The sequence below is a fragment of the Lachnospiraceae bacterium JLR.KK008 genome, assembly GCA_037015955.1.
Taxonomy (GTDB): Bacteria; Bacillota; Clostridia; order Lachnospirales; family Lachnospiraceae; genus VSOB01.
The window spans coordinates 2,045,263-2,067,834 of the sequence record CP143548.1; the positions used below are offsets into that span (position 1 = coordinate 2,045,263).

Genomic DNA, 22,572 nt, shown 5'->3' on the forward strand with positions numbered 1-22,572 from the left:
GTCTTGCCGTGCTACTGTGTCAGACAGGCCCGGAGAATCTTTATGGCTTTTTCCCGTTTTTCTGTCTTACTGCGGCGCAGCAGGAGCAAAATCGCCACACTCTCGCGCGCATAGCCGCTTTCTCCTGTCACTGTCCAGTTGCCGCGAAGCACATATTCGAGCGGCACACGATAATAAGCGGCGAGCCGGACCGCTGTCTCCAGAGACAATTCTCCTGCGCCGGATTCATACCCCATATAATCCTCCTTTGTCATATGCAGATCCTTTGCTACTTTTCCTGCAGAAAAGCGAAGCAGTCTGCGCATCCCGCGTATCCTTGTTCCTGTGCTCTTTTGGTCATACCGAATACAACCGGAAATACCTGCTTCCTGTGAGACTGAAATTTTGTCCTGCTTTGACAGAGCCCTGCGGTAACGCTCCCGCTCCATACTCCAGATCATACCGATCGCTTCCAGTTTCCGTATTTCACTGTCCGACAGGTTACGCTTGCCGGGACGATGATGGTAACATTCTCTCTGTGTACAGAGCCATTTACCGAGCCGCTGCCCGCCTTCTGTCACATAATTGGCGCGCACCCGCAGATTGCCATTGGCCTCATAATAATTCCTGGCAATGGTATACCATGCTTCCCACTCCCGCGGCGTGTGCAGCTCCCAGCAAACCCCACACTGTTCCAGGTCTGCAACCTGCCTCTCTGATAACCGCCCTGCGGCAAATCTCTGTTTCTGTTCGATCAGCCAGTTTCCTAGGCTGTATGGTCCCTGAACATACCCTTTGGGAATTTCCAGATTCCCATATGTATGATAATACAATGCCGCCTGCCGCACCCATTCTTCCCACGGGAAACGGTACTCCAGTTTCCAGACCATACCGATGGCTTCCAGTGCATCGATCTCCCCGGCATATAATTGCCCATTGACCGAACCGACGCCATTATACTGTGCCCGTTTTCGCTCGATCCATCTGCCAAGACGATTCCCCTCCGGTGTGACATACTCACCCGGTACAAGCAGATCTCCATAGGTCTCCCGATAGATCTGAGCGTCCGCCAGCCACTCCTGAAAGGGACGTCGCTGCTGTCTGTTTCTGTTCTTCCCGGCGCTTCCTTCTCTGTTCATAGATCGAATTGCCACCTCTCATCTTCCCTGTTACAACTGCATAAATTTATCATATTCAGCCAGAACGTTCCCTGTCTCTCCCATCATCCGGTATTTACCGCCATCGATCCAGAGTATCTTGTCACAGAATTTTTTCAATGTCTCCGTCGCATGAGAGACAATAAGGACCGTACGGTCACTCATCATCAGCTCTTCCATTTTCCTGTAACTTTTTTTGCGGAATCGCTCATCTCCCACGGATAACACCTCATCCACCAGCATAATATCCGTGTCCAGAATTGCCGTGACGGCGAATGAAAGTTTGGAATACATACCGCTGGAATAAGTACGCACCGGGCGGTCAATAAAATCACCCAATTCCGAAAATTCAATGATCTCTTCCATATGCTCTCTGATATAGCCGAGGCCGCAGCCCAGCAGCATCCCGGACTTTAAAATATTCTCTCTGCCTGTATTGTTGCCGTTAAAGCCGATACCGATCGCCATCAGTGACACCCGGTTCCCTTTCGTATCGATTTCGCCCTCGTCCGGCTGAAAAATACCTGCGATTGAGCGCAGAAGCGTCGTCTTGCCGGAACCGTTGCGTCCGACAATGCCGAGAATCTCTCCTTTATTTACAGTGAAAGAAATGTCATTGACAGCGCGCACCACGTTCGCCTTTTTTACCTCTCCTTTTCGGAAGCTCTTTGCCAGAGACATGTGCGACAGATCATAATAATCAATACTGACATGTTCTACCTGCAATGCTTTTTCTTTCATCTATACCACCTTTACATATCCGTTTTCGCTCTTATATACGACATGAACGCCCATATAGCCAAGAAGCAGGGACAGCACTGTCCATACCCCAATCAGCGGAACATTCGCCATCACATTGCCAAGCAATGCATTCCGCATCGTATCCACAAACATGGATACCGGATTGAGCACAAGCATCATCACATTCAATGGCACCGAAAGGCCCGTGATCACATCATAAAAAACGCCGGATAAAAACATCATCATCTGCAGCAAAATTCCCACCGCATATCCCAGATCATCGATGTATACGCCATAATGAAGGAAGAACATGCCCAAACCAAATGATACCAGAATCATGACCCCATATGCCGGCAGCAGCCAGAAGACACACCAGCCGATCCGTACATGAAAGATCAACAACATTGGTATGAGTACGATCAGAGAAAATAACAGTTTAAAGAAATTCAGGATCATATTCGAGATCAACAGCACATGTTTTGGCACATACACTTTCGTTACAATATCTCTGTTGGAACGAACGCATTTTACGCTGTAATTGATCGTTTTATGAAAAAAGTTCCACATCAGAAGGCCGGAAAAGACAAACGTCGCATAATTTTCCACCGAGCTTCCCATGACTTTTCCGAAAACGATCACATAGACAAGCATATTAAAAAACGGTTCCAACAGCCACCAGAGACGATTCAGATAAGAATTGGCAACTTCCGCCTTCAGATCCGCATTTGCCGCGTATACCATAAAAGGACCATATCTTTTTATATCCTTCATAAATCTTTTTATCTCATAAATCGGGCTGTGATTATTACGAATATTTGGATCAAATCTCTCTCCAAACGCGTTGACTAAGATCCACAAAAACATAACGAGTGCAAGCAATATTTCCGCCAGAATCAGTCTCTCCGCAAAAAAAGATTCTGATATTCTCCGCAACATGTCGCCGGCTTTCCCATTAAACGTGATTTTGTTATCATTAATCACCGCGTACTCCTGCAAACTGCCAGACGGTATCTTCTCCACGCACACACTTTTAAATATGCGATATATTCTGATCTCCCTGATTCCCTGATCGGAATGATCTGATAAGTCCATACACAACTGCTCTGACTCTTTGATTTCATCGGCAGAAAAACGAGCAGAAACTGTACAGCCGTACATATCAATCATGACTGTCACATCCTGATCCTTCACCGGATATACCGCCAAAAGGATCATTGCGGTAAGAAAGAAAACCAAAAGAATCACTTTTAATACTTTTATCCATTTTCGTGTGTTGTTGTCGTAACTTATCCTGTCAGTCAAATTAAAGTATCCCCCAATAATAAACTGAATTTTTGTAAAACCAAACCAGATCATACCAGCTTCTGATCAATCAACGATTTTATTTTGGTAGAGCATGTCTGCTTTGTATAGGGGAAAAATACCATATCAGATCCCAATTCCCGCAGCCTTCGCTGCTCTCTCTGAAATCCCTCTTCATGCGCATGGTCGTCTCCTGAAAAACAGACATCAAAATGATACAGTGTCCAGGCATCTGGCTTTACCGTATTGTGAAAGTCAACCGGAACGACTTCATCTACATAACGAACAGACTGCACAATCTCCATCCGTTCCGCCAAAGGCACGAAAGGTTTGCGGCCTTTTTGATGTTCGATAAATTCATCAGTCATCACCCCGACCATCAGACGGTCACACTGCTCCCCGCATCTTCTCAGCAAATTCAAATGCCCGATATGAAACAGATCGAACGCGCCCGCCGTAAACCCCAGCGCATAGTTCTTCTTTTCCATTTCCGCTACGCTCTGACCTGTTCGCGGCAGTTTTTCCCACTCCTGTAAATATCTCCCGCCCCTCTCCGAAAGGCAGTCATACATCACCCAGTTTTCCGATAAGACGTCATCAATCTTATGAATATTGACATCCATCATCTCCACCGCACGCCTCAAAAGATCCCGGTCAAGGTCAATACCATCTGTTTCCGAAAACCCATGCAGTTTTTCCAGAAATTCCCGCCGGTACATGGTTGCGGAAGCCTCGGCCGGGTTGTGCAGTGAGAGCTCTTCTCTGACAGTCAGCGTTCTCCCACTGACCGGTTCCGGTAATATCACTGTGGAAAATTCCCTATGCTGTCGGTATCTGGAACAGAACAGGTCCGCATTTTGATCCGCGGCCGCTGCCTGCCGGAAACGTTCCAGTTTCCTGCTGTCCCACTCATTGTCGCTGTCAAGAAAAGCGATCAGGTCTCCTTTCGCCGCCCGGATCCCTGTATTTCTGCTGCTCCCCGTCCCCTTCGCAGTCGTATTGTAAAAATATTGGTAAGTTCCCAAATACAAAGACGCTATGTACTCTCTTGTCCCGTCGACCGACCCATCATCGACAATGATAATCTCATCCGCAGCTACTGTCTGCGCAAATACACTGCGAAGTGCACGCGCCGCTTCATAGCGTCTGTTACGTGTGGTGATGATAACTGAGATTTTTGTTTCATCCTTGTTATAATTCATTTCTTAAATAATCTCCTTATACCAGACATAGTCTTTATATTTCTGTAATCCATGTCGTTCAAGCTGGTCCGCCATCTGATTGTAACTGTCTGCTGTTATCACAATAAAATATTCCTGAAGACAGCTTAAATCTTCCGGTCTCATCACCGAAAGACCATCCAGCATCACATCCGGCTCCGGATGATTATCCAATAGCAGAACCGGACATACATCATAAAATTCCCGGCGCATTCTCCTGTACACGGCGCCTGTTCCAAAATAGGCCAGCCGCTTTGCATGTTTATAAAAATTCATATACAGTGAAGTACCCCTGGGCCATGATATGGAAACTTCGGGCAGATGTTTCATCAGCATCTGATAATACATTCCCCAATGATATGTCATTGGTTTCCCCGTATAGTAATCTTCCTGATACGTGTCAGAAAACATTTCCAGATCGACCTTGTTGATATTTCTCAAAAATCCTTCAAACGGCAACGAAGCCTCCTGTCCCTTATAGGGAATCATTTCTATATTTGTGGCAAATGTACCATACCAGTCAGAAATAAAATCCATGGCCCCCTTTTGCATTTTCTTAATTGCTTCGCTTTCACAGTACTCTTCCGGCTGCATCTCAAAAACCGGCACTAAGCTCCCTTGCTCCCGCGAAAACCCCAGGCATGTGGGTCCATTTTCGGAAATAATATACTCCCGGATGGCATTATCCACACTGGGTGTATAAGAGTAAAAACTGGAAATCCTGAAATTTCCATTTCGCCTCATAAATTCCGACGTTTCTTCATCTGTATATAAGTAAAGCACATCTGATACTCCGGAACTTAATTCCACAATTTCCTTCGCCAGCCTCCCGCTATATCCCAGATCAAATAATGCGTCGCCTTCTGTAAACTCCCGGTAATAACTCTGTACTGCCGCCCGCAAGTGTTCATGTTTCTCCTTGCTATAGTAATGCGTAAGAAAAAAGGTTATAAAATATTCAAATTCCTCTATAGATTCAAAATTTTTATCATATTCCAGATGCGCTTTTTCCAGTTCATCCCTGCACCTTTCCTCATATTGCGGATAGGTCTCCTGTTTGAACTCATATTCCTGTGCCATGTCCGTAAACTCCCAGAATAGCAGCATGGCAAGTCTGGGGGAATATTGATCATAAAAGACTCCCGGCGGCATAAAAAAGTCTGCTTCTGTCTTCAGTAAGGCGGGAAGCAACGCTTTCCTTGACGCCTGTATGTAAAGAGACTCCGGAAGCTGTGGTACGATCTTTTTATAGCTGTCATACGCCTGCTTAATCAGAAAACCATCTCTCGAGCAAAAAAGGATACGCCTGTACCTGTGGATTTTCGCCTCTTCAACAATCCATTTCACAATACCCGCCAAATGCATCCCCAGTGTATAGTACCCTGCAAAATAAGGGTCCACATTAAACAAGCTGTCTTTTTTCCAGTGTACAAAAGGATAATCAAAAAAACGGTTTGCAATCATTTTTCTCATGATTCCAATCCCTGCACTGTTTTTCATCCTGTCATAGGCGACCGTATTTCCTGCCGCAATCCACACTGCTTTCTCGCATAGGATACCCATATCAGATTCTCCGCAGAGAACATCAACGGTATCCGGTATCGTGACATGATCTGCGACAGAATTTTCGAATGCGCTGTGAGATCCCAGATACAAAATATTCTTTTTCCATTGGCCTTTTTCCATCATATGTTTCAAATCATGTTCATGGAACAGGCGATAATTACCCGTGTACCCGCATTGTTTCAATATCATTTGCACCATTTCAGGATCCAAAGGCCCAGAGAAAGAGAAGATGATTTCCTTTGCACTGCTCTGCGCCTCAAAATACAACGCCTTTACAAACTCTCTCGGTTTGCAAAAATCCAGAAGCAACTGACATTCTCTTTCTTTCAGTTCCTTTCCGGAAGCTGTACTTAAATGAGATTGACAACAGAGTGCATCATAAATGTCATGAATGGTCATATCTTTGCAGCGGTCATATCTGCTTCGCAATTCATGAAACACAAGATTGCTGTCTGTCATTTTTGCAAAGAGATCGTCCAGTAAAAAATACATATCTTTCGTCCTACTCCAGGGCGTAAGAACCGCTGTGTCAAAAACATTGACAATTACTGTCTGATATAAATCAGACCTTACCTTATCCGTTATCATTTCATCCTGACCATTGGATGAAATATCAGAACAGTTCATAACTCCGAACTCAAATTTATTCCGTATATATGTCTCCACCAGCCGGGCCATTTCTTCTTCTGTCGGAAATTCTTTTCTGACCCAGTTGTATCCGCTCAAACTTTTTTCCCGAAGCAACGCCTCATCTGCAAATATTTCTTCCAGTCCGGCGGCAAATTTATCAGGAAGGGAATCCAGCAAAAACACATGGTCGGCATTGTTCCCATATTTAGCCAGGGCAAATTCCAGATCCAAATCTACTACCGGACAACCGCAGCTCATCATTTCATAGGGAACAAGACTCGGATTCGTTGTCGAAAAGACAATTCCCAGATCGGCATCTGTATATAGCTGTGCCATATCCCATAATGTTGGAATATAATTCAGTATCGTGGCCTCAAACGGAACCATCTCCCGCGTAAGTTCATTTGAGCCAAACAGAATAATCTCAACCTCCGGGTGCCTGTGTTTATATATTTTTAAACCTTCTATTCCTATTTCAAAACATCGGCGCGACATCTCCGGTTTTGCAAAAAAAATAATATTCTTATTTTTCTTATACCTTTGATAGCCGGTATGATAGATGGTTCTGTCCAATGGAAACTGAAAAAATTCCGATTCAACAGAATATTTCTCTTTTAACATGGTATCAATCCAGGGTCCTGAACAAATATGCGACATGCCCAACTTGTAAGTGTTTTCTGCCAGATAATAATTAGAAGAAACCGGGTAAAAATAAGGCTCAAAATCCTGAACAAAGTAAAATAATTGTCTGAAGTGATCTTCCTGCTTTTTGAATACATACGCCGTTTCCCACCATGTCGCAATGCCTGCATCATGATAGCCAAGCTCTCCTGTGTAAGAAACAAACGCAATGTCCTGCATCGGATAAAACCACTCGGATACATTGTCTCTGGTATCCTCCGCACTTGCCGGCGTCCGGAACAAATAAACCGTTATCTCGTGTCCAAATTCATGCAAATATCTGACTGCCCGGAAAATATTGCGATGCCCTCCGCCTCCCTTGATCGGTTCCGGAATGATAAAAGCTATGTTCAGATGACTGAGATCCGGAGGCACAGATAATTTCTCTTTTTGCAGGCGTTCACTTTCCTGTCGAGAAATTCTGTTTTCATCTTTTGACGCGAACGCTCTTTCCGGCTTCCATGGATCGCAGACTGTCACAATCTCAGAATCCGTTATCCCCATTTCATATAACAGAGATAAAATTGATCTGACTGCATTTCTGCTGCCGATCGCTATGAGTATTTGATCATAATCACTTTCTGCTATCTGTGACGGCGGAAAGATGCCTGACTGATCCTCAAAGTTTTGATAATTTGTATCTACCCAGAGCACTGTTTCACAGTATCCGGTCGCGTCAAGCTGTTTTTTCCAGTCATGCCCGATTCTTCCCGCCCCATACAGAATGATCCTGCTCCCTTTTTTTACTTGATCGTACGGAAAAACCCATCCTTTTTGCATTTCACTTTATCTCCATCTCCCATCAGGGAGCGGTCTGCTGACCGTAACTTTCCATCACATGCCATCTTGCAAGCAATGTTACGAAATACCCATCCTCATCGACCAGTGGAATCTTTCTGATCTTCGTATTCTGAAATATGTTTCTCGCACTTTCCATATAGTTTCCACTCTGCACAAGGTACACCCCGTCCGGATTATAAATGGCGCTTACCGGAGTATTTTCTGAAAACAGATAACTGTTCTTAAATTCCTCACGTCCTATGATGCCGCAGTATTTTCCCTCTTCGTCTATTACAGTCAGCATCCTTTTCCCATGATAAAAATACTTTCCGTATGCGGTTATGACCGTATCGCTAATATCAATCAATAAGTCAGACAGATCAATATCATCTTTCCATATATAAAAAACATGAGTAAATGATTGCAGGACACACCTTGTCCATTCCATCTCATAATCCTCGACACAGACTAAAATTGCCGCATTTTTGTCCAGCTCCATCTCATTAAGACGATTCCATCTGATATTTGGTTTGATCAAATCTGTAATCGATGGCTTCTCACTGATAAATCCACCAAATTTTTCATTCTCCATAGTATGAAAAAAATGAGCAAAAACTCCGCTTGCACATTCACCAGACCCATAGATAAACACCCTGTCATTGGAATCTATGAATTCTCGAATCTGTATCCAGTTTTTCAACATGATATTCTGATGAATATCAGATCTTACCACTACTCTGTTCTGCCCGTCAGTCATCCAACTTTTTTCATCCAGCCTGTATTCGTCCTTTGCTTCCTCTATAATGAAACGAATGTCATATTGATAATTTTTCTTAATATAATTTAAACACGCTATGATTTGGTTTTTATCATAATAAGCTGGCGAAAAAACCTTTTTTTTCAGGACAGGAAGCCTGTCCAACTTTAAACTTCCATAAGGATTCCTGTAATTGTCACAGACAATATCTCTGGCATAAGCATCCATCTGAAATCCTCTGCCCAATAAATAATCGCTGATGCCGTCTTCAAATACATTACACACATCTCTGTAATCCATCTTCATCGGATCGATATATGTAACAAAATATTTCTTCAATATCCCCGATGTTAATATCTTCTTTCTAAATACACAAAAATAGCTTTGAATATGATGCACTAAATTTTTTTCCGCACTGGAAAGTCCCCAAAAATCACAACTGCGTTTCTCCATGCTCTGAAAAATTTCCTCAAACGGTATAAAAGGACCATAAAAACTGTTATTACAAAAAATACATTCGTCAAATTTCTCCCAAATATCATGATATTCCCCGGATGTAATCACTTCCCAATAAGCCCCGGCATCATAACTGTCGTTGCTTCTCTCTATAACAAAATCAGTAAATTTATAAAAAGGATCTGTTGTTTTTACACTGCCATTTATTACTATGACAAGTTTATCAACTACTGTCAGCAAATCTTTTATCTGCGCAACCGAACTTTTCCGGATTTCTCCTGCTTTATCATAATAACAATAAATTGCTATACGATTCATTCTTTCTTTTAACACTCCCCTCTGTCTAAAATAGACATGCGAATGATCTTTGCCTTCGAAATTCCCATGTTCACCAGCTCGGTTTTGATCTCGTCAAAATATAAATTGCTTCCCACAACAATAAAGTCAAACTGCATCGTTTTTAAATCATCTGGCGCATATATACGGTTTCTATGATGCCCGCTTATTTTTATATTCTTTTTATCTACTATGGCTGACAATTTCCAAAAGATTTCACTATTTTCATATAGTCTTTCATACTTTGTCAAAAATTCAAGGCCGCGCCTGCCAGCACCATACAGAACAAACGTTTTATCTTTCTTCAGCACTGCATTCCAGGCTTCGTCTGCCTCCTGCAAACTTTTTTCCACGCATATACACAATTCCTCATGCGCATCAGATGACAGATGATAGAAATCAAGCAGCCCGGACACAAGGGAAGAAAATGTCTGATTGCAATGATCCTGAAGAAAATCCACAACTTCACTATTACCTACAACAGATGGTGTCTCGTAGTTTCTTTGCACGCATGTGCCAAATCTGTCACCAAATTCTCTTCCAAGCGCTTCCTCGTTTATTTTTTGTAATTTCATATTTGCGTCATAAATCTGTAACAGCAGCCGGAACTGTTGCGATACATAGGAAGCTCTGCTTCTTCGCTCTACATGCGTAAACCACGTCGGATAAAAATCAGCAAAACGATACCCTGCCAGATCAATGTTATATAAATTTCGAATATACACGATAGAACTGTCTACCGTAGACTGTATCCCCTTATCACCAACCTGAAAAGTCGTGCAGTTGCCATGTACTCTGTACTTGAGCAACGGTTCCGAAATATTGGCAAACTCTGTACATAAAATCAGCTTCGTCCACAGATCATAATCTTCCGCAACTTTTGTCTCATCATAACACAGCTTATTTTCTGTCAGGACACTCTTTCTTATCATAACCGTCGGATGATATACCGCGCATGAAAATAACAGTCTTGCTTTGATCTCGTCATTGGTCTCTGGAAGAGGTACCAGTCTGTTTATATTCCCCTCCATGGTTATCTCATAGGCAAAGGTTCCCAAAACTCCTATCTGCGGATTTTTTTCCATGAAATCCATCTGTCTTTCAAATCTCTCCAACATTGCGATGTCATCAGCATCCATCCTTGCTATCATCTCCCCGCGGGAAACCGATAACCCATAATTCAGCGCATTTGCCACTCCCTTTTTTTCTTTCTGAAAGTATCGGATTCTTTCATCGGGCGGCAGTATTTTTTTTACTCCTTCCCTGTCTTGTGAACTGTCAACAACAATCAATTCCCAGTTCTCATAAGTCTGACCCATAATACTTTCTACTGCTTCCTCCAGAAATGATATTTCATCTCCAACGGGCATGATAATACTGATCAATTTGCTATTCATCCAAGCTCTCCTGTTTTCTGTTGTTCCACACTTCAGTCGCTGTTAAAATATATCTTTTCCACAGGCAAAATCTCTGCCGTATTCCAGTCCGATACACGCAAGCTGCCGGCATATTGCCGCTGCGTCAACCGGCGTAATTATGATAAACAAATTATCCCACGTTTCAACATCCCCAAAATAGAGAATTGACACTCCACCTATTTTTTCATTCCTTTTATTGATGTCATTGTCAATGCAAAAACAAATTTCAATTTCCGGATGTTCTTTCATATATCTTCTGCACCGGATCCCGGTCCCAAAATAAGCAATTTTTTTGTGCAACATGTTTGGTATTATTTTCTTTAATTCAATTTCGTTTTGACATTCAAACCGCTTCTCGATACCTGCTATGTAGAATTGCAGTAACGTACTTATCATTAACGATTCCGTATCTCTTTTTCGTTTTTTCTCCGGCCGATGCAGGCTTGCAAAAACTTCATTCCACTGACTCTTTTGATCAAAATCTATAAACCTCTCTGCATACATTTTCGCCCTGCCGCTTAAATACTGTCTTCTTCCCTCATCCTTCAGCAGTGCCGTTATCTGCTTTGCCGCTTCCCCTGCATCCATTTGTGCCACTGAGATAACAGCCTCGTTCTCATCGACAACAGAAAGATATGGCAATTCATACATCACACATGGAAGGCCATACGCAAGCCCCTCCAATACAGAAAGAGGAAACCCCTCATATACTGATGTTGAGAGTAAAAGGGAAGCCTGACTTAAATACCTGGAAAGATCACCCAGATAGCCCGTGATTATAATATTGTCCAGAAGATTGTATTGTTCTATCATCTGTTTAAATCCACATAGTTGAAGTTCGGGAACCTCCCCCAGCATATATAATTTAACGTCAGGAATCTCATAAACCACCTGGCGGATGATTTCGATTGCCTCCTCCGGTCTTTTCTCAGTCGAAAATCTCCCAATCCACACAATTATGTTCTTATTTTTCTTCGAATGCGCCTCTGCTCCTATCTTCACATCCACAGGATTCACTGTCCGAAACACATTATGATTGGCACTGCTCCAGTATTTCAGATCAACGTCACTCAAAGTAATGACTGCATCCACCAATGAATAAATCTCATGTAATTGCAGTATCTTTCTGTCTGCACTGAGCATCAGCTTCGCAAAAACCGAATGCGTATATATAATAAAGCGTACATCATATAACTTGCAAAAAAGCATGTCCCATGCAAGCAATTCCCGGTCCTCCCACGCATGATAGACCATCGTGTCTATGTGATAATCCAGAATTGCTTTCTCTATTGCTCCTGCTCTCTCCCGGTAACTCTTATCACGACGATTATACGGCGGAATCACGATCCGCGTTATCCGCGAGTCCAGTTTGTAATCATCCGGTGTTGATTCTGTCTCTGTCATAACAATGACACGGTAGCCCATGTCAATCCACATATTGGCCAACAAGACCAGAACCTTTTCCGCTCCGCCGCTGAATACGGAATAATAGAATGTCGCGATTGTTCTGACCTCCCGGGATGTACAGACAAAGGCATTCTCATTTTTCAGTAATTGAATCAACTTTTCAGGATCTTTTTCATACTTCGTTTTCTCTCTTTTTCCGGTGAGTTCCTCCAAGAGCTGTCTTTTCTCTTTTTCATCCATCGTTCTCCTCCAGGCTGTCTCCGTTTCACCGTCATCTGCACTATAGAACTGCATAAAGGACAGTCTCCCATTCTGATTTGGAATAATGTCTGACATACATTCGGTATTCCGGTACAAGCGATTTTATATACAACGGAATCTTGGTCATGTCTTCCGGCTTATGGTAGATGCATACCGCTATCCTCGGTTTACTGTCACAGATCAAACGTCTGGCTCCTTTTAACGTTTCCAGTTCAGCACCTTCGACATCCATTTTTAAATAGGTTATTCTTTCTTTTACCGTATCATCGACAGATACGACGGAAATAACTTCTTCTCCGTCCGCATCAATTTTTGAAGACCAGTTTCCCAGGGCAGTAAAATGAAGTTCCTCTTTTTTGCTCCATGTGCCATAAGGTATGATCTCAATTCTCTCGTCCCCGCCTTTTCTTGCATTGCAGAGAACGATATTGTCCCGATCCGGTTCAAAGGCATATGCTTTCTTAAAATGAGGGCAATTCTTTTTCCACTCCAAAGTCGTCGTCAGATCATATGCTCCGGCGTCTACGAAAACCTCGCCATTTCCCCCCCCAAATGTAGAAAGCTCTCGTCAAAATATTGTCTTCTGACTAAGTCTTTTTGTCTCTCTATAAACCGTTTCATATGTAATATCTGATTTTTATGGAAGCCCGCCTTCCTGAGTTCTTCCTCCATTTCATCTCCGTATTTGTCGCTCGTAATCAGGATACCGCTGTCCGGGTACTGTTTCAGCTCTTCCAATGAAATTACACGGTATCCTCTGAATCCGTTTTTCTGCTTTTCCAGATCTTTGTCGCAAAAACAGTCGATCTTCAGCCAGTCCGGAATAGAAATCATTGCCGCTCTTCCGGCGCCATAACATATGATCTTTGGAAATTCCAGAAAAGACTGCAATTCCGGTGATAAGGAATCACAACAATATCTTTCAATAATATTTTGCATGTACGTAAAATCACCCGTAACCAGATACCCCAGACGGTTCATCCATATATCCTTTGACTGCTCGTCTTCCAACATATTATAAACCTGCCGTAATTCTTCCATTCTCTCCCTCCATGATTCTCCGAAAAATATCTTATTATTTCTCACTGCACAAAGTCTGAGACAGTACAGCCATAATCATATGGTCATAGATCATATGGACATCTTCTGTGATCTGCATACTCATCGCATTCACATGAAGAGCCACGTCAGCCAGCGCATGGAGTCTGCCACCGTCAAATCCTGTCATCCCGATCACTTTGTTTCCCTGTTCTTTCGCATATTCCACAGCATGGATCACATTACTGCTGTTACCGCTCCCCGAAATGGCAATGATAATATCCCCCGGCTCAAGCCTGCCCATGAGCTGGAACCGAAATACTTCCTCAAACCCTATATCATTGGCAATCGCCATGATCGTGGAAACATTATCGTTAAGACACTGAAACCGGAACTTTACATCCACATATTCTGAAATTCCTTTGTTAAAATCATTCTGATAGTGAGAGGCGGTAGCCGAACTGCCGCCATTTCCAAAGATATAGATCGTATGCTCTCCCTCATATGCCTCCATGATCAGATTCATCGCTGCATTGATCGCATCGACGTCCAGACCATCCAGGGTATCTTTTTCCAACTTAATATATTCCTTTATCGCGTCCGTATAGTTTCCCACGTAACTTCCTCCTATGGTAATCCCTGAGACTTTCAGCGCAGTCTCTTTATTTTCAAAGACAGTTTGTATCTAAGATCCGCTCTATTACCTCTGACAGATTCTCTCCGACTATCTCCGGGATGACCTCATACTTGCCATCCCGTCCCGCCTCTCCGGTCATCACAAGCGCCGTGTGCATCCGCGCATTGATCCCGGTCTGTATATCTACCGTCGTATCGCCCACAATCCATGATCGCTCCAGATCAATATTGTATTTTTTCGCACATTGTTCCAGCATCCCTGTATCCGGCTTTCTACAATGACAGGGTATCTTAAAGGCAGGGTTTTCGCCCTCATAGCCTTTGTCCGGATGATGCGGACAGTATGCAATATCATCCACGTAAGCGCCTTCCTTTCCGAGCAGTGTCGCCATTTTTCTGTGGATTCTCTCCACATTTTCGATACTGCACAGACCACGCGCTACGACAGGCTGATTAGTGACTACAATGCAAAGCCACTGCGAATGATTGACTCTTTTGATCGCTTCCGCCGCAGCATCTTCCAGCACAAAATCGTCTATATCACTGAGCAGCCCCTTCAGTTTATTTACCGTGCCATCACGGTCGAGAAAAATACACTTCTGTCTGTTTCGCAGACACCGGGCACTTACAAAACCGCTTTTAATATCTGCAATGGTGTCCGTAATCCGTGTGACAGTCCCGACATCTTTGATATATTCTGCGGAGCGGTATCCATAAACATTCTCGCCATTAACAATCATTCCCGCCAACAGATCTTTTTCAAGATCCGTCTTCTCAGGCTTCCTCACTCTGTCACAGATTTCACTGTCTACCACATAGAGTCCCGCATTGACACAGTTCTCGTACCAGTCATCTCTTTGATTGTGTTTGGAGTCAAACGCCGTGATCCGTGCATCCTGATCCATGACAACCAGATCAGAATCCGACGGATGAGAGTTAGGATGGACAAAAAGTGTCACCGCCGCATTTTTATGATGATGAAAGGTAAGCATTCTGCCAAGATCAATATCAAAATACACATCTCCAAAGACCAGCAGAAAGCAATCTTCTTTCAGCCAGTCTTTCAGGTAATAAAAAGCTCCTGCAGTCCCAAGCGGTTCTGTTTCTTCAATATAGGAAGCAGAGATTCCAAACGCACTGCCGTCACCAAAATGCCGTCTGATCGTTTCCCCGAGATGCCCGATGATAAAGCAGACCTCTGTGATTCCATAACGTTTTAATCCGTCGACCTGCCACTCCAGCAACGGACGCCCCAGAATGTCCACCATCGGTTTTGGTATCAGATCCTTTGTGATGGCGTTCAGTCTCGTTCCCTTCCCTCCGGCCATGATCACTGCCTGCATCGCAACACCTCTTCCACCGTTTTCGTCACGGCCTCATCGGAATCACAGGAAGCTCTCCAGCCGGTGGCATAGATCCTGCTCAGGTCATATTGAAATCTGGGAACATCCCCCTTCCAGCCGATATTTCCGCCGGTATAGTTGTATTTCACACCTGCAAGTCCCATTTTTTCACAGATTATATCCGCAATCCTGTTTACGGTAGTCGCACCTTCCACACCCAGATTGTATAGCGTAATCCCTTTTCTTCCGGTCTCCATAAATCTGACCATAGCTTCCACAAGATCCATTACATACAGATAGGGTTTGCACTGTGTGCCATCCCCAAGTATCTCAAGCTGTGTATTGTCTTTCTCTAACTTCCCGATAAAATCAAAGATCACCCCGTGGGTCAGCCGTGGGCCGATCACATTTGGAAACCGAAAGACCAATGCCTCCAGATCATTCATATGGCTGTATGCGGAGATAAGCGCCTCTGAACCCAGTTTGCACGCTCCATAGTAAGAGACGGGACACAGGTTCGTTGTCGTCTCTGTCAAAAGCTCATCCAGCTTTTCTCCGTATACTGCCGATGTCGAGGCAAAGAACATCTTTTTTACACTGTGCAGCCGCATACATTCCAGCAAATCAAACGTCGTTGTATATGTGTTTTTATATTCAATGACCGGATTTTGGGCGCTGGCCTGTATATCGGAATTGGCTGCCAGATGAAACACATAATCAACCTGTTCCCTCTCAAAAATATCCGACAATGCCTCCAGATCACACAAATCCTGCTCATACATGTGAAAGCGCGGATCATACTCCAGATGCGCAATATTTCGCTTCGTACCGATAAAATAGTTGTCAACACAGACAATCTCGTGTCCCTCTTTCAAGAGCAGATCAATCAGATTACTTCCGATAAATCCGGCTCCTCCTGCCACTAAAATTTTCATAATGTTCTCTCCGTTTACCAATATTTATTACCCACATGGGCGATCGATGTGCCGTCATGCTCAAAGGAAAATGCGAAAGGTTTGAGTCCAAGTGCATCTGCGAGCCTCTTTTGTTTCTCTTTTTCACAGTAAAACAGAAAAAATCCCCCACCGCCCGCGCCCAGCAGTTTGCCGCCCCTGGCACCATTTTCCATAGCCGCATCATAAAGGGTATTGATCCCTGCGCTGGTAACTCCCGACGCCAGCTCTCGTTTCCGTATCCATCCTTCATGGAGTATCTCTCCGAAATCCGAAAGTTCACCCACTTCCAGACAAGCCTTCATATTTCTTGCCAGCTCACACATGATACGCAGATTTTTCGTCTTGTCTGCAAGGGAAAGATTGTTTTTCTGCTCTGCCAGAATCCTGTTTGCGTCATGCGTAATTCCGGTATAAAACATCACAAGGTTTTCTTCTAACCGTCTTTTCAGTCCCGAACGCAAAATCAGAGGTGACACCGTAACCGTATCGTCCCTGTGAAATTCCAGAAAATTCAGACCGCCACAAGCTGCAGCATATTGATCCTGTTTGCCGATCGGACTGCCCAGTTTATCGATTTCCACTTCACAGGCTTCTTTCGCAATATCTTCTTTGCCGACATACTTCCCCTGATAGCAATAAAGTGTATGTATCAGACCGACGGTAAAAGCACTGGAAGAGCCGAGACCAGTGCCGCTTGGAATATCCGCAGTGCTGCTGATTTCCACTCCACTGATGCCCATATCTTTAAGTACCTGCCGAAAAATAGGGTGACGGATCGCTGAAATATCATCCACGATCTCAACCTGCGAATAACGAAGCGCTGTCTTTGTCTCATCAAAATAAGGATGAATCGTAAGATACATATAACGATTGATTGTCGTACTGAGCACACAGCCGCCATTGTTCCGGTAAAAATCCGGCATATCACTCCCGCCTCCGCAGAAGCTGACGCGAAAGGGCGTTTTGGTAATGATCATCTTCTGTATTTCCTTTCCATATCGTAACGGTTTCCTCGGACTTACAGATACACATCACATGCGTTAAAAAAATCCTCCCCTTCTGTCAGTCCTATTTCTAAACATTGTTGTTTTACTTCCTCATACTGTAACACTGTCACTACAATACAATACCTTTTCCAGTCATCAATCGTTTCAGGAGACACAACGGGGATTCCGTCCATACTGCTTTTCCGCATCTCCGGGGCATTATCAATGATAAGATCCGGTCTATGTCCTTCTCTGAATAATTTCCTGCACCGTCTGCCGCCTCCCCAGAAAGCGATTTTTCTGTTTCTTGCCTTTTCCAGAAAACAGATCATATTTTTTTGACGCAGATAAAATGTAAAAAACGTCCTGATTATGCACTCCTGGAAACTATCGTACTGCGGACTATCATATGGCAGATCCACCTGCTTGTCGTAAAATAGTGTCTCCCTGTTTTCAAAAAATGTCTTAGCGATCTGTTGATTGTCTTTCTCATGGGCTTCCAACATACAGATCCTCTCTTGCGAACTGAGGTACCCCCCCCCGGTTCATTTTTCCCCGCTCCATGCCGGACGAAATATCTGTAAACAGTCGTTCAAAATTCCATTCCGGCTGCATCTGCGCAAATTGTTCCTTTCGCACTGCATGATAAAAACGCATTAATTCCAGACAGTCTCTTGACAGCCTCACATTCTCCGTTTTACCAAATATAAAAATTTCTTTTTTCTCTGACAATCCTAATATTTCCAGAAAATCATTGATCACGTCAAACTTTGGAAATTCGCTCTTCCCTTCATATAAGCGAAGGATTAGCTGTTCTTTCTTTATGATCTTGCACAGATCACCGATCCGCCCGTAATAATCACATCTGTCTCTGTAATCTCCGCATCGCAAAGCCTGCTGTGGATCACGTGTAAGTCCCCATTTCACATTTTCTCCCCACAGACTTTCCCAATACAAATCCTGCCTTCTCAAATATAAAACGATTTTAAGATCAGCAAATCTGGGTGCCATCTCATCAAGAATCTTTATACTTTCGTCCCAGTGAATATAAAACTGTTCCGAAGATAAAACTACATTCTTATGCGCTAAAACCTTCTCCAGTTCTTCATAATACCGACGTCTTTCCTGAGATGTCGTTGTTCTCTCCTCTTCTTTCACAAGCAGCAGATCGAATAAATTATCGATACGCTGACGACTTAAATCAGGATACGACCAACTACTTATTTCTCCGAGCCGCTCCCTGTTAGCCGTTAAAAAGTTCTGTAGTGACGTTGTTCCTGTCTTATCTGTGCCAATATGTAGTATTAAAGTATTCATTGCACTCTCTTTCTATTTCTCCCTGATTCATATCCGAAATATCCAGTCACAATATATCCCCGCCACAGATAAACTCTTTCCCCTCTGTCAGTCCATAAGACCGGCACTGCTCGCAAATTGCCTGCGGATACTCTACAGTGATCACAATACAATACTTTTTCAGCTCGTCTATATCAGCAACGGACACAACAGGAACGCCCGACAACTGTTTTCCCCACAGATTACCGTCATTGTCTATAATAATATCCGGCCGTATCAGACCACTTCTTATCATCTCTGTGCAGCGTGTTCCCGCTCCCCAGAAGGCTATCTTTTTCTCTCTGTTTGTCAGAAAAAACTTCATTGCATTCCGCCTTTTTACTTCCATCAACAGAAACATCTTTACGATTGTTTCTTCCATAGCAGAGACAGGCGGATCATAAAACGGATATTGTATTTTCTCGTTGAGAAATAATTGCTCCCTTCCCAGATATTTCCTTGCCAACGCATCGTTTTGTTTTTTCCATACGGATAAAATGCGCTCCCGCTCTGCGGGAGAAAAATATTTCCTTGCGGACCCGTTATCTTCAATCCTTTTACTCCCTGCTATCTCTGAAAAAACCTTTCGAACAGGCAGCTTCATACTCTCAGACTGTTCTTTTGTCAGAACAGAACTGCAAATCTGCAGCAGCTTCAGACACTCAGTATCCGTCCGCTCATTCACTCTCTTTCCGGCTTCCCCGCATTCACATCGGCAGCTATTTAAATTCAGGTATGTCAAAAAATCCTGAACCGTATCAAAGCCTTCCTCCTCATAAATACGGACGGCAATGTTTTCTGTACTGATAATTTCCGCAATCTCATGCAGCCGTCTCCCATAATCCCATTCCGCAGACATTTCTCTTTCAAACTCTTTCAAGTTAAGTCCTGTCTGTTGATCTCTTACATACTGACTCCACAGAGCCTCAATATAAAAATCCTGACGCCGCAAATAAACAATAACCTTTAAATTATTCCAGACTGCATATAATTTTTTTAATATCTGTTGTCCACCGCCCCATCCGAGAGCAAACCAGGCGTCTTCTGACGAGAGAATCACATGACTGTTTTCTAACATATTCAGCGTCGTCTCAATAAAAGTATCGTCAGGTCGGTAGAGAAACACGTCCAGATTTCGTGTTACCACCCCCCCCGGATACCTGAAATCAGGATAAGTCCAGCCATAGTTCTCTAATTGCTTTCTGTTTTCAGCCAGAAAGCGTTGCAGCGACGTCGTTCCTGTTTTCGGCATTCCGAAGTGCAATACCAAACGGTTTTTCTCATTCATTTTATCCCCTCGCTTTTTACAAATGCGGACTTAAACTGCGAATTTACAGATAACTATATGTCAGCCCGCAGCAGTCATCTTTTCTCGACCAGAGTAATACAGTCGAGATCTTTGACCCCTGACCAGTCGATCGTCTGCTGTTCCAGTACTTCCAGTCCTGCTCTGTGCGCCAGATAAGCAAAAAGCTCTCTGCTCATATAATTACGCCCGCTCTTTCCAGTCGAAAAATCAATCCGATAGTCTTCTGTATTATTGGAATGATGGAACAACGCCCTTCCTCCTGTTTCCAGGACCCGTCTTGTCTCTTTTAAAAAATAAGAAAATACATCTATCATTTCAAAGTGTACCATCGCATCATACGTAAACAATGCCGTATATGCTCCCGTTTCCAATTTTTCCAAATCTTGTCCGTTGTTGACATAATATTCAATGTTTTCTTTACTCTGAAATCTTTTCTTACAAAATTCTATATTTTTATCCACGATGTCAACGAGAACAATTTGCTCTGCCTGTCGCATATATTGTAAAACATGACGCCCATGTCCACATGCCAGCTCAATAATCCTTGTCGGATTCAGTTTTGAGAACATTTGATAAAAAACACTCCGTGCATCCCAGAACTTTTCGATGTCGTCTGCACTTTCCGCATTCTCATAATATTCTTCCATGCAATACGTATGAAAATTCGCAATGTGCTTTCTTTTCATACGTACAATATCATCATCCCCATATAACACTTTTTCTACCGTGCCGGTCTCAACTCCTGCACATTCAAGTAATTTATTTACCTGAGTACGTTCTCCGCTATCCGCAATGGTTACAATTACAAGAAACTGTTCCCTGTGCTCCTGCACATATTCCAAAGGATAAACGGGTATTACCCCCCCCTATCGGTTTCTATTACACCGCTTTTATAAGAATCACAGAAGCCATAGATTTTTATGCCTTCATCCCAAAGCAAATTTGCAGTCACTTTTCCTTTTTTTCCAGCGCCAAATAATATAATATCCTTCATTTTTCTCTTCCTTTTTATCATTTATAAATGAAATATCCAGTCGCACGAAATGATTTTACTCTTCTCAATTCCCATCTCACACAGCTCTTCTGTGATTTCCTTATCATAAATTTGAGAAGAAACAAGAATAAGATCTACCTGTTCTCTGATCGCCAATAACTCTACCGGCTCTTTGAGAGGAAGTTCCTCTTTCTGCATATACGGTGCTCTTTTATCAATCACCGCACAAAGATTCCAGTGAATGGCCATCCGCTCATTTAACACTTTCAGCTTTTCAATGATCTTTTTCCCTCTCATCCCATAGCCGTATATGACTACATTTTTTTTCATTTCAAGCAGTTTCTTTCCGCTCAAAATTCGTGACAGCCATTTTTGCCGCATCTCGCACTCCCTGCGGAGCGCATTCTGAGCAAAAGCGTTACATTGTTGATTTCTGGCTGTCAGATCCTTCAGTAATTCCGCCTGGCGACTTAAAAAATCTTCCATCGTTTCCTCGATTCTCTCCTCAGAACCGGTACGTACAAAATCCTGGACACAATATTTTCCTAATTCCCATTCCAGCTTTTTCTGTACAAAGTTATAAGCGCTCTCTGCCCTCGACAACACGATCTCTTCCGCTCTTTTTGCCGTTATACTGTTTGGATGCTTCCGGTATAAAAGTAGTACCTCAGGCAGATTTGCAAATTTGTAGTCAAACGATAAATCCATCCACAATCTTGCATCTTCGACCAGGACATTCTGATACCGGCATCTGCCCTGAAAAACCCGGCTGCGAAACATAACCGTCGGATGAAAGAAACCGTTTCCAAAAATCAGAGTGGCTTTTATATCTTCATCTTCTGTATACATTTCTACTTTTCCAATTTGTCTGCCCTTCTCATCAATCCGCATCACAGCAGAACCAACAACGTCAACTTCCTGATGACCGTCTAAAAAACGCACCTGTTTTTCCAATCGCTCTGGAAGGGCAATATCATCCGCATCCATTCTTGCTATGTAGTCACCTGAAGAAGCTGCAATTCCCAGATTCAAAGCATCGGAAATCCCCGTGTTTTTCTGAGTTAATATTCTGACATTATGATAGCGGTCCGCATACTCCTCACAGATTACGGCCGATCCGTCATCGGAATTCCTGCTGACAAGCAGCAAAAGTTCCGTATTTTTGTATGTCTGACATAAAATGCTGTCTATTGACTGTCTCAAAAACTTGACGTCATGATAAACAGGCATAAGAACGCTGACTAATTTGTTTCCGGTCATTCTTCGTTTCCTATCAGGATAATT

General features: G+C 43.2%; 19 protein-coding genes and 1 pseudogene. All 20 read right to left on the minus strand.

Features of this window, described 5'->3' with window-relative positions; all coding sequences use genetic code 11:
- Positions 1-11: 11 nt before the first annotated feature.
- The 20 genes and pseudogenes from V1224_10305 to V1224_10400 all read right to left on the minus strand — a co-directional run bounded on the left by V1224_10305 (position 12) and on the right by V1224_10400 (position 22,548).
- A complete protein-coding gene (locus V1224_10305; GenBank protein WWR14887.1) occupies positions 12-1,118 on the minus strand; it encodes a Helicase associated domain protein in 1,107 nt (368 codons plus the stop codon).
- Between the two features lie 30 nt (positions 1,119-1,148).
- Positions 1,149-1,877: an ABC transporter ATP-binding protein gene (locus V1224_10310; GenBank protein WWR14888.1), complete on the minus strand. Its 729-nt coding sequence runs from the start codon at positions 1,875-1,877 to the stop codon at positions 1,149-1,151.
- Complete coding sequence (locus tag V1224_10315) at positions 1,878-3,179, minus strand: ABC transporter permease (protein WWR14889.1); 1,302 nt, start codon at positions 3,177-3,179, stop codon at positions 1,878-1,880. It abuts the gene before it with no gap.
- Between the two features lie 50 nt (positions 3,180-3,229).
- A complete protein-coding gene (locus tag V1224_10320) occupies positions 3,230-4,381 on the minus strand; it encodes a glycosyltransferase (protein WWR14890.1) in 1,152 nt (383 codons plus the stop codon).
- A gap of 3 nt (positions 4,382-4,384) precedes the next feature.
- The gene (locus tag V1224_10325; protein WWR14891.1) at positions 4,385-8,056 is read right to left on the minus strand and encodes a hypothetical protein; all 3,672 of its coding nucleotides are present in this window, start codon (positions 8,054-8,056) and stop codon (positions 4,385-4,387) included.
- A 22-nt stretch (positions 8,057-8,078) separates the two neighbouring features.
- Positions 8,079-9,587, minus strand: coding sequence for a rhamnan synthesis F family protein (locus V1224_10330; GenBank protein WWR14892.1), 1,509 nt, complete (start codon positions 9,585-9,587; stop codon positions 8,079-8,081).
- 8 nt (positions 9,588-9,595) lie between these two features.
- A complete protein-coding gene (locus V1224_10335) occupies positions 9,596-11,002 on the minus strand; it encodes a glycosyltransferase (GenBank protein WWR14893.1) in 1,407 nt (468 codons plus the stop codon).
- A gap of 42 nt (positions 11,003-11,044) precedes the next feature.
- Positions 11,045-12,724, minus strand: a complete 1,680-nt coding sequence (locus V1224_10340; protein WWR14894.1) for a glycosyltransferase family 4 protein — start codon at positions 12,722-12,724, stop codon at positions 11,045-11,047.
- A pseudogene (locus V1224_10345) lies at positions 12,711-13,202 on the minus strand (FkbM family methyltransferase). The gene V1224_10340 and the pseudogene V1224_10345 overlap by 14 nt, the downstream one beginning before the upstream one ends.
- An 11-nt stretch (positions 13,203-13,213) precedes the next feature.
- On the minus strand, positions 13,214-13,732 hold the full coding sequence (locus V1224_10350; protein WWR14895.1) for a hypothetical protein: 519 nt from the start codon (positions 13,730-13,732) through the stop codon (positions 13,214-13,216).
- 34 nt (positions 13,733-13,766) lie between these two features.
- Positions 13,767-14,345 carry an SIS domain-containing protein gene (locus tag V1224_10355; GenBank protein WWR14896.1) on the minus strand — a complete coding sequence of 193 codons (579 nt, stop codon included), beginning with the start codon at positions 14,343-14,345 and terminating at the stop codon, positions 13,767-13,769.
- A 52-nt stretch (positions 14,346-14,397) separates the two neighbouring features.
- Entirely contained in the window at positions 14,398-15,708 is a 1,311-nt protein-coding gene (locus tag V1224_10360; GenBank protein ID WWR14897.1) for an HAD-IIIA family hydrolase, read from the minus strand.
- Complete coding sequence (locus V1224_10365) at positions 15,696-16,643, minus strand: NAD-dependent epimerase/dehydratase family protein (protein ID WWR14898.1); 948 nt, start codon at positions 16,641-16,643, stop codon at positions 15,696-15,698. Before V1224_10365 ends, V1224_10360 begins: the two co-directional genes overlap by 13 nt.
- Before the next feature lie 14 nt (positions 16,644-16,657).
- Positions 16,658-17,641, minus strand: coding sequence for a GHMP kinase (locus tag V1224_10370; GenBank protein ID WWR14899.1), 984 nt, complete (start codon positions 17,639-17,641; stop codon positions 16,658-16,660).
- Positions 17,642-17,682: 41 nt separating this feature from the next.
- Positions 17,683-18,156 carry a hypothetical protein gene (locus tag V1224_10375; GenBank protein ID WWR14900.1) on the minus strand — a complete coding sequence of 158 codons (474 nt, stop codon included), beginning with the start codon at positions 18,154-18,156 and terminating at the stop codon, positions 17,683-17,685.
- Positions 18,140-18,967 (minus strand): hypothetical protein, encoded by an 828-nt coding sequence (locus V1224_10380; protein WWR14901.1) that lies wholly within the window; start codon positions 18,965-18,967, stop codon positions 18,140-18,142. Before V1224_10380 ends, V1224_10375 begins: the two co-directional genes overlap by 17 nt.
- A gap of 46 nt (positions 18,968-19,013) precedes the next feature.
- Entirely contained in the window at positions 19,014-20,273 is a 1,260-nt protein-coding gene (locus V1224_10385) for a hypothetical protein (protein ID WWR14902.1), read from the minus strand.
- Positions 20,274-20,347: 74 nt separating this feature from the next.
- Positions 20,348-21,127: a class I SAM-dependent methyltransferase gene (locus V1224_10390; GenBank protein WWR17460.1), complete on the minus strand. Its 780-nt coding sequence runs from the start codon at positions 21,125-21,127 to the stop codon at positions 20,348-20,350.
- Between the two features lie 23 nt (positions 21,128-21,150).
- Positions 21,151-21,288, minus strand: coding sequence for a hypothetical protein (locus V1224_10395; protein WWR14903.1), 138 nt, complete (start codon positions 21,286-21,288; stop codon positions 21,151-21,153).
- Positions 21,289-21,309: 21 nt separating this feature from the next.
- The gene (locus tag V1224_10400) at positions 21,310-22,548 is read right to left on the minus strand and encodes a glycosyltransferase (protein ID WWR14904.1); all 1,239 of its coding nucleotides are present in this window, start codon (positions 22,546-22,548) and stop codon (positions 21,310-21,312) included.
- Positions 22,549-22,572: the final 24 nt, after the last annotated feature.

Coding starts and splice junctions, on each gene's coding strand:
- V1224_10305 (WWR14887.1), bottom strand. CDS start 1,118: ATGAACAGAGAAGGAAGCGCCGGGAAGAACAGAAACAGACAGCAGCGA.
- V1224_10310 (WWR14888.1), bottom strand. CDS start 1,877: ATGAAAGAAAAAGCATTGCAGGTAGAACATGTCAGTATTGATTATTAT.
- V1224_10320 (WWR14890.1), bottom strand. CDS start 4,381: ATGAATTATAACAAGGATGAAACAAAAATCTCAGTTATCATCACCACA.
- V1224_10325 (WWR14891.1), bottom strand. CDS start 8,056: ATGCAAAAAGGATGGGTTTTTCCGTACGATCAAGTAAAAAAAGGGAGC.
- V1224_10330 (WWR14892.1), bottom strand. CDS start 9,587: ATGAATCGTATAGCAATTTATTGTTATTATGATAAAGCAGGAGAAATC.
- V1224_10335 (WWR14893.1), bottom strand. CDS start 11,002: ATGAATAGCAAATTGATCAGTATTATCATGCCCGTTGGAGATGAAATA.
- V1224_10340 (WWR14894.1), bottom strand. CDS start 12,724: ATGCAGTTCTATAGTGCAGATGACGGTGAAACGGAGACAGCCTGGAGG.
- V1224_10350 (WWR14895.1), bottom strand. CDS start 13,732: ATGGAAGAATTACGGCAGGTTTATAATATGTTGGAAGACGAGCAGTCA.
- V1224_10360 (WWR14897.1), bottom strand. CDS start 15,708: ATGCAGGCAGTGATCATGGCCGGAGGGAAGGGAACGAGACTGAACGCC.
- V1224_10365 (WWR14898.1), bottom strand. CDS start 16,643: ATGAAAATTTTAGTGGCAGGAGGAGCCGGATTTATCGGAAGTAATCTG.
- V1224_10370 (WWR14899.1), bottom strand. CDS start 17,641: ATGATCATTACCAAAACGCCCTTTCGCGTCAGCTTCTGCGGAGGCGGG.
- V1224_10375 (WWR14900.1), bottom strand. CDS start 18,156: ATGTTGGAAGCCCATGAGAAAGACAATCAACAGATCGCTAAGACATTT.
- V1224_10380 (WWR14901.1), bottom strand. CDS start 18,967: ATGAATACTTTAATACTACATATTGGCACAGATAAGACAGGAACAACG.
- V1224_10385 (WWR14902.1), bottom strand. CDS start 20,273: ATGAATGAGAAAAACCGTTTGGTATTGCACTTCGGAATGCCGAAAACA.
- V1224_10395 (WWR14903.1), bottom strand. CDS start 21,288: ATGAAGGATATTATATTATTTGGCGCTGGAAAAAAAGGAAAAGTGACT.
- V1224_10400 (WWR14904.1), bottom strand. CDS start 22,548: ATGACCGGAAACAAATTAGTCAGCGTTCTTATGCCTGTTTATCATGAC.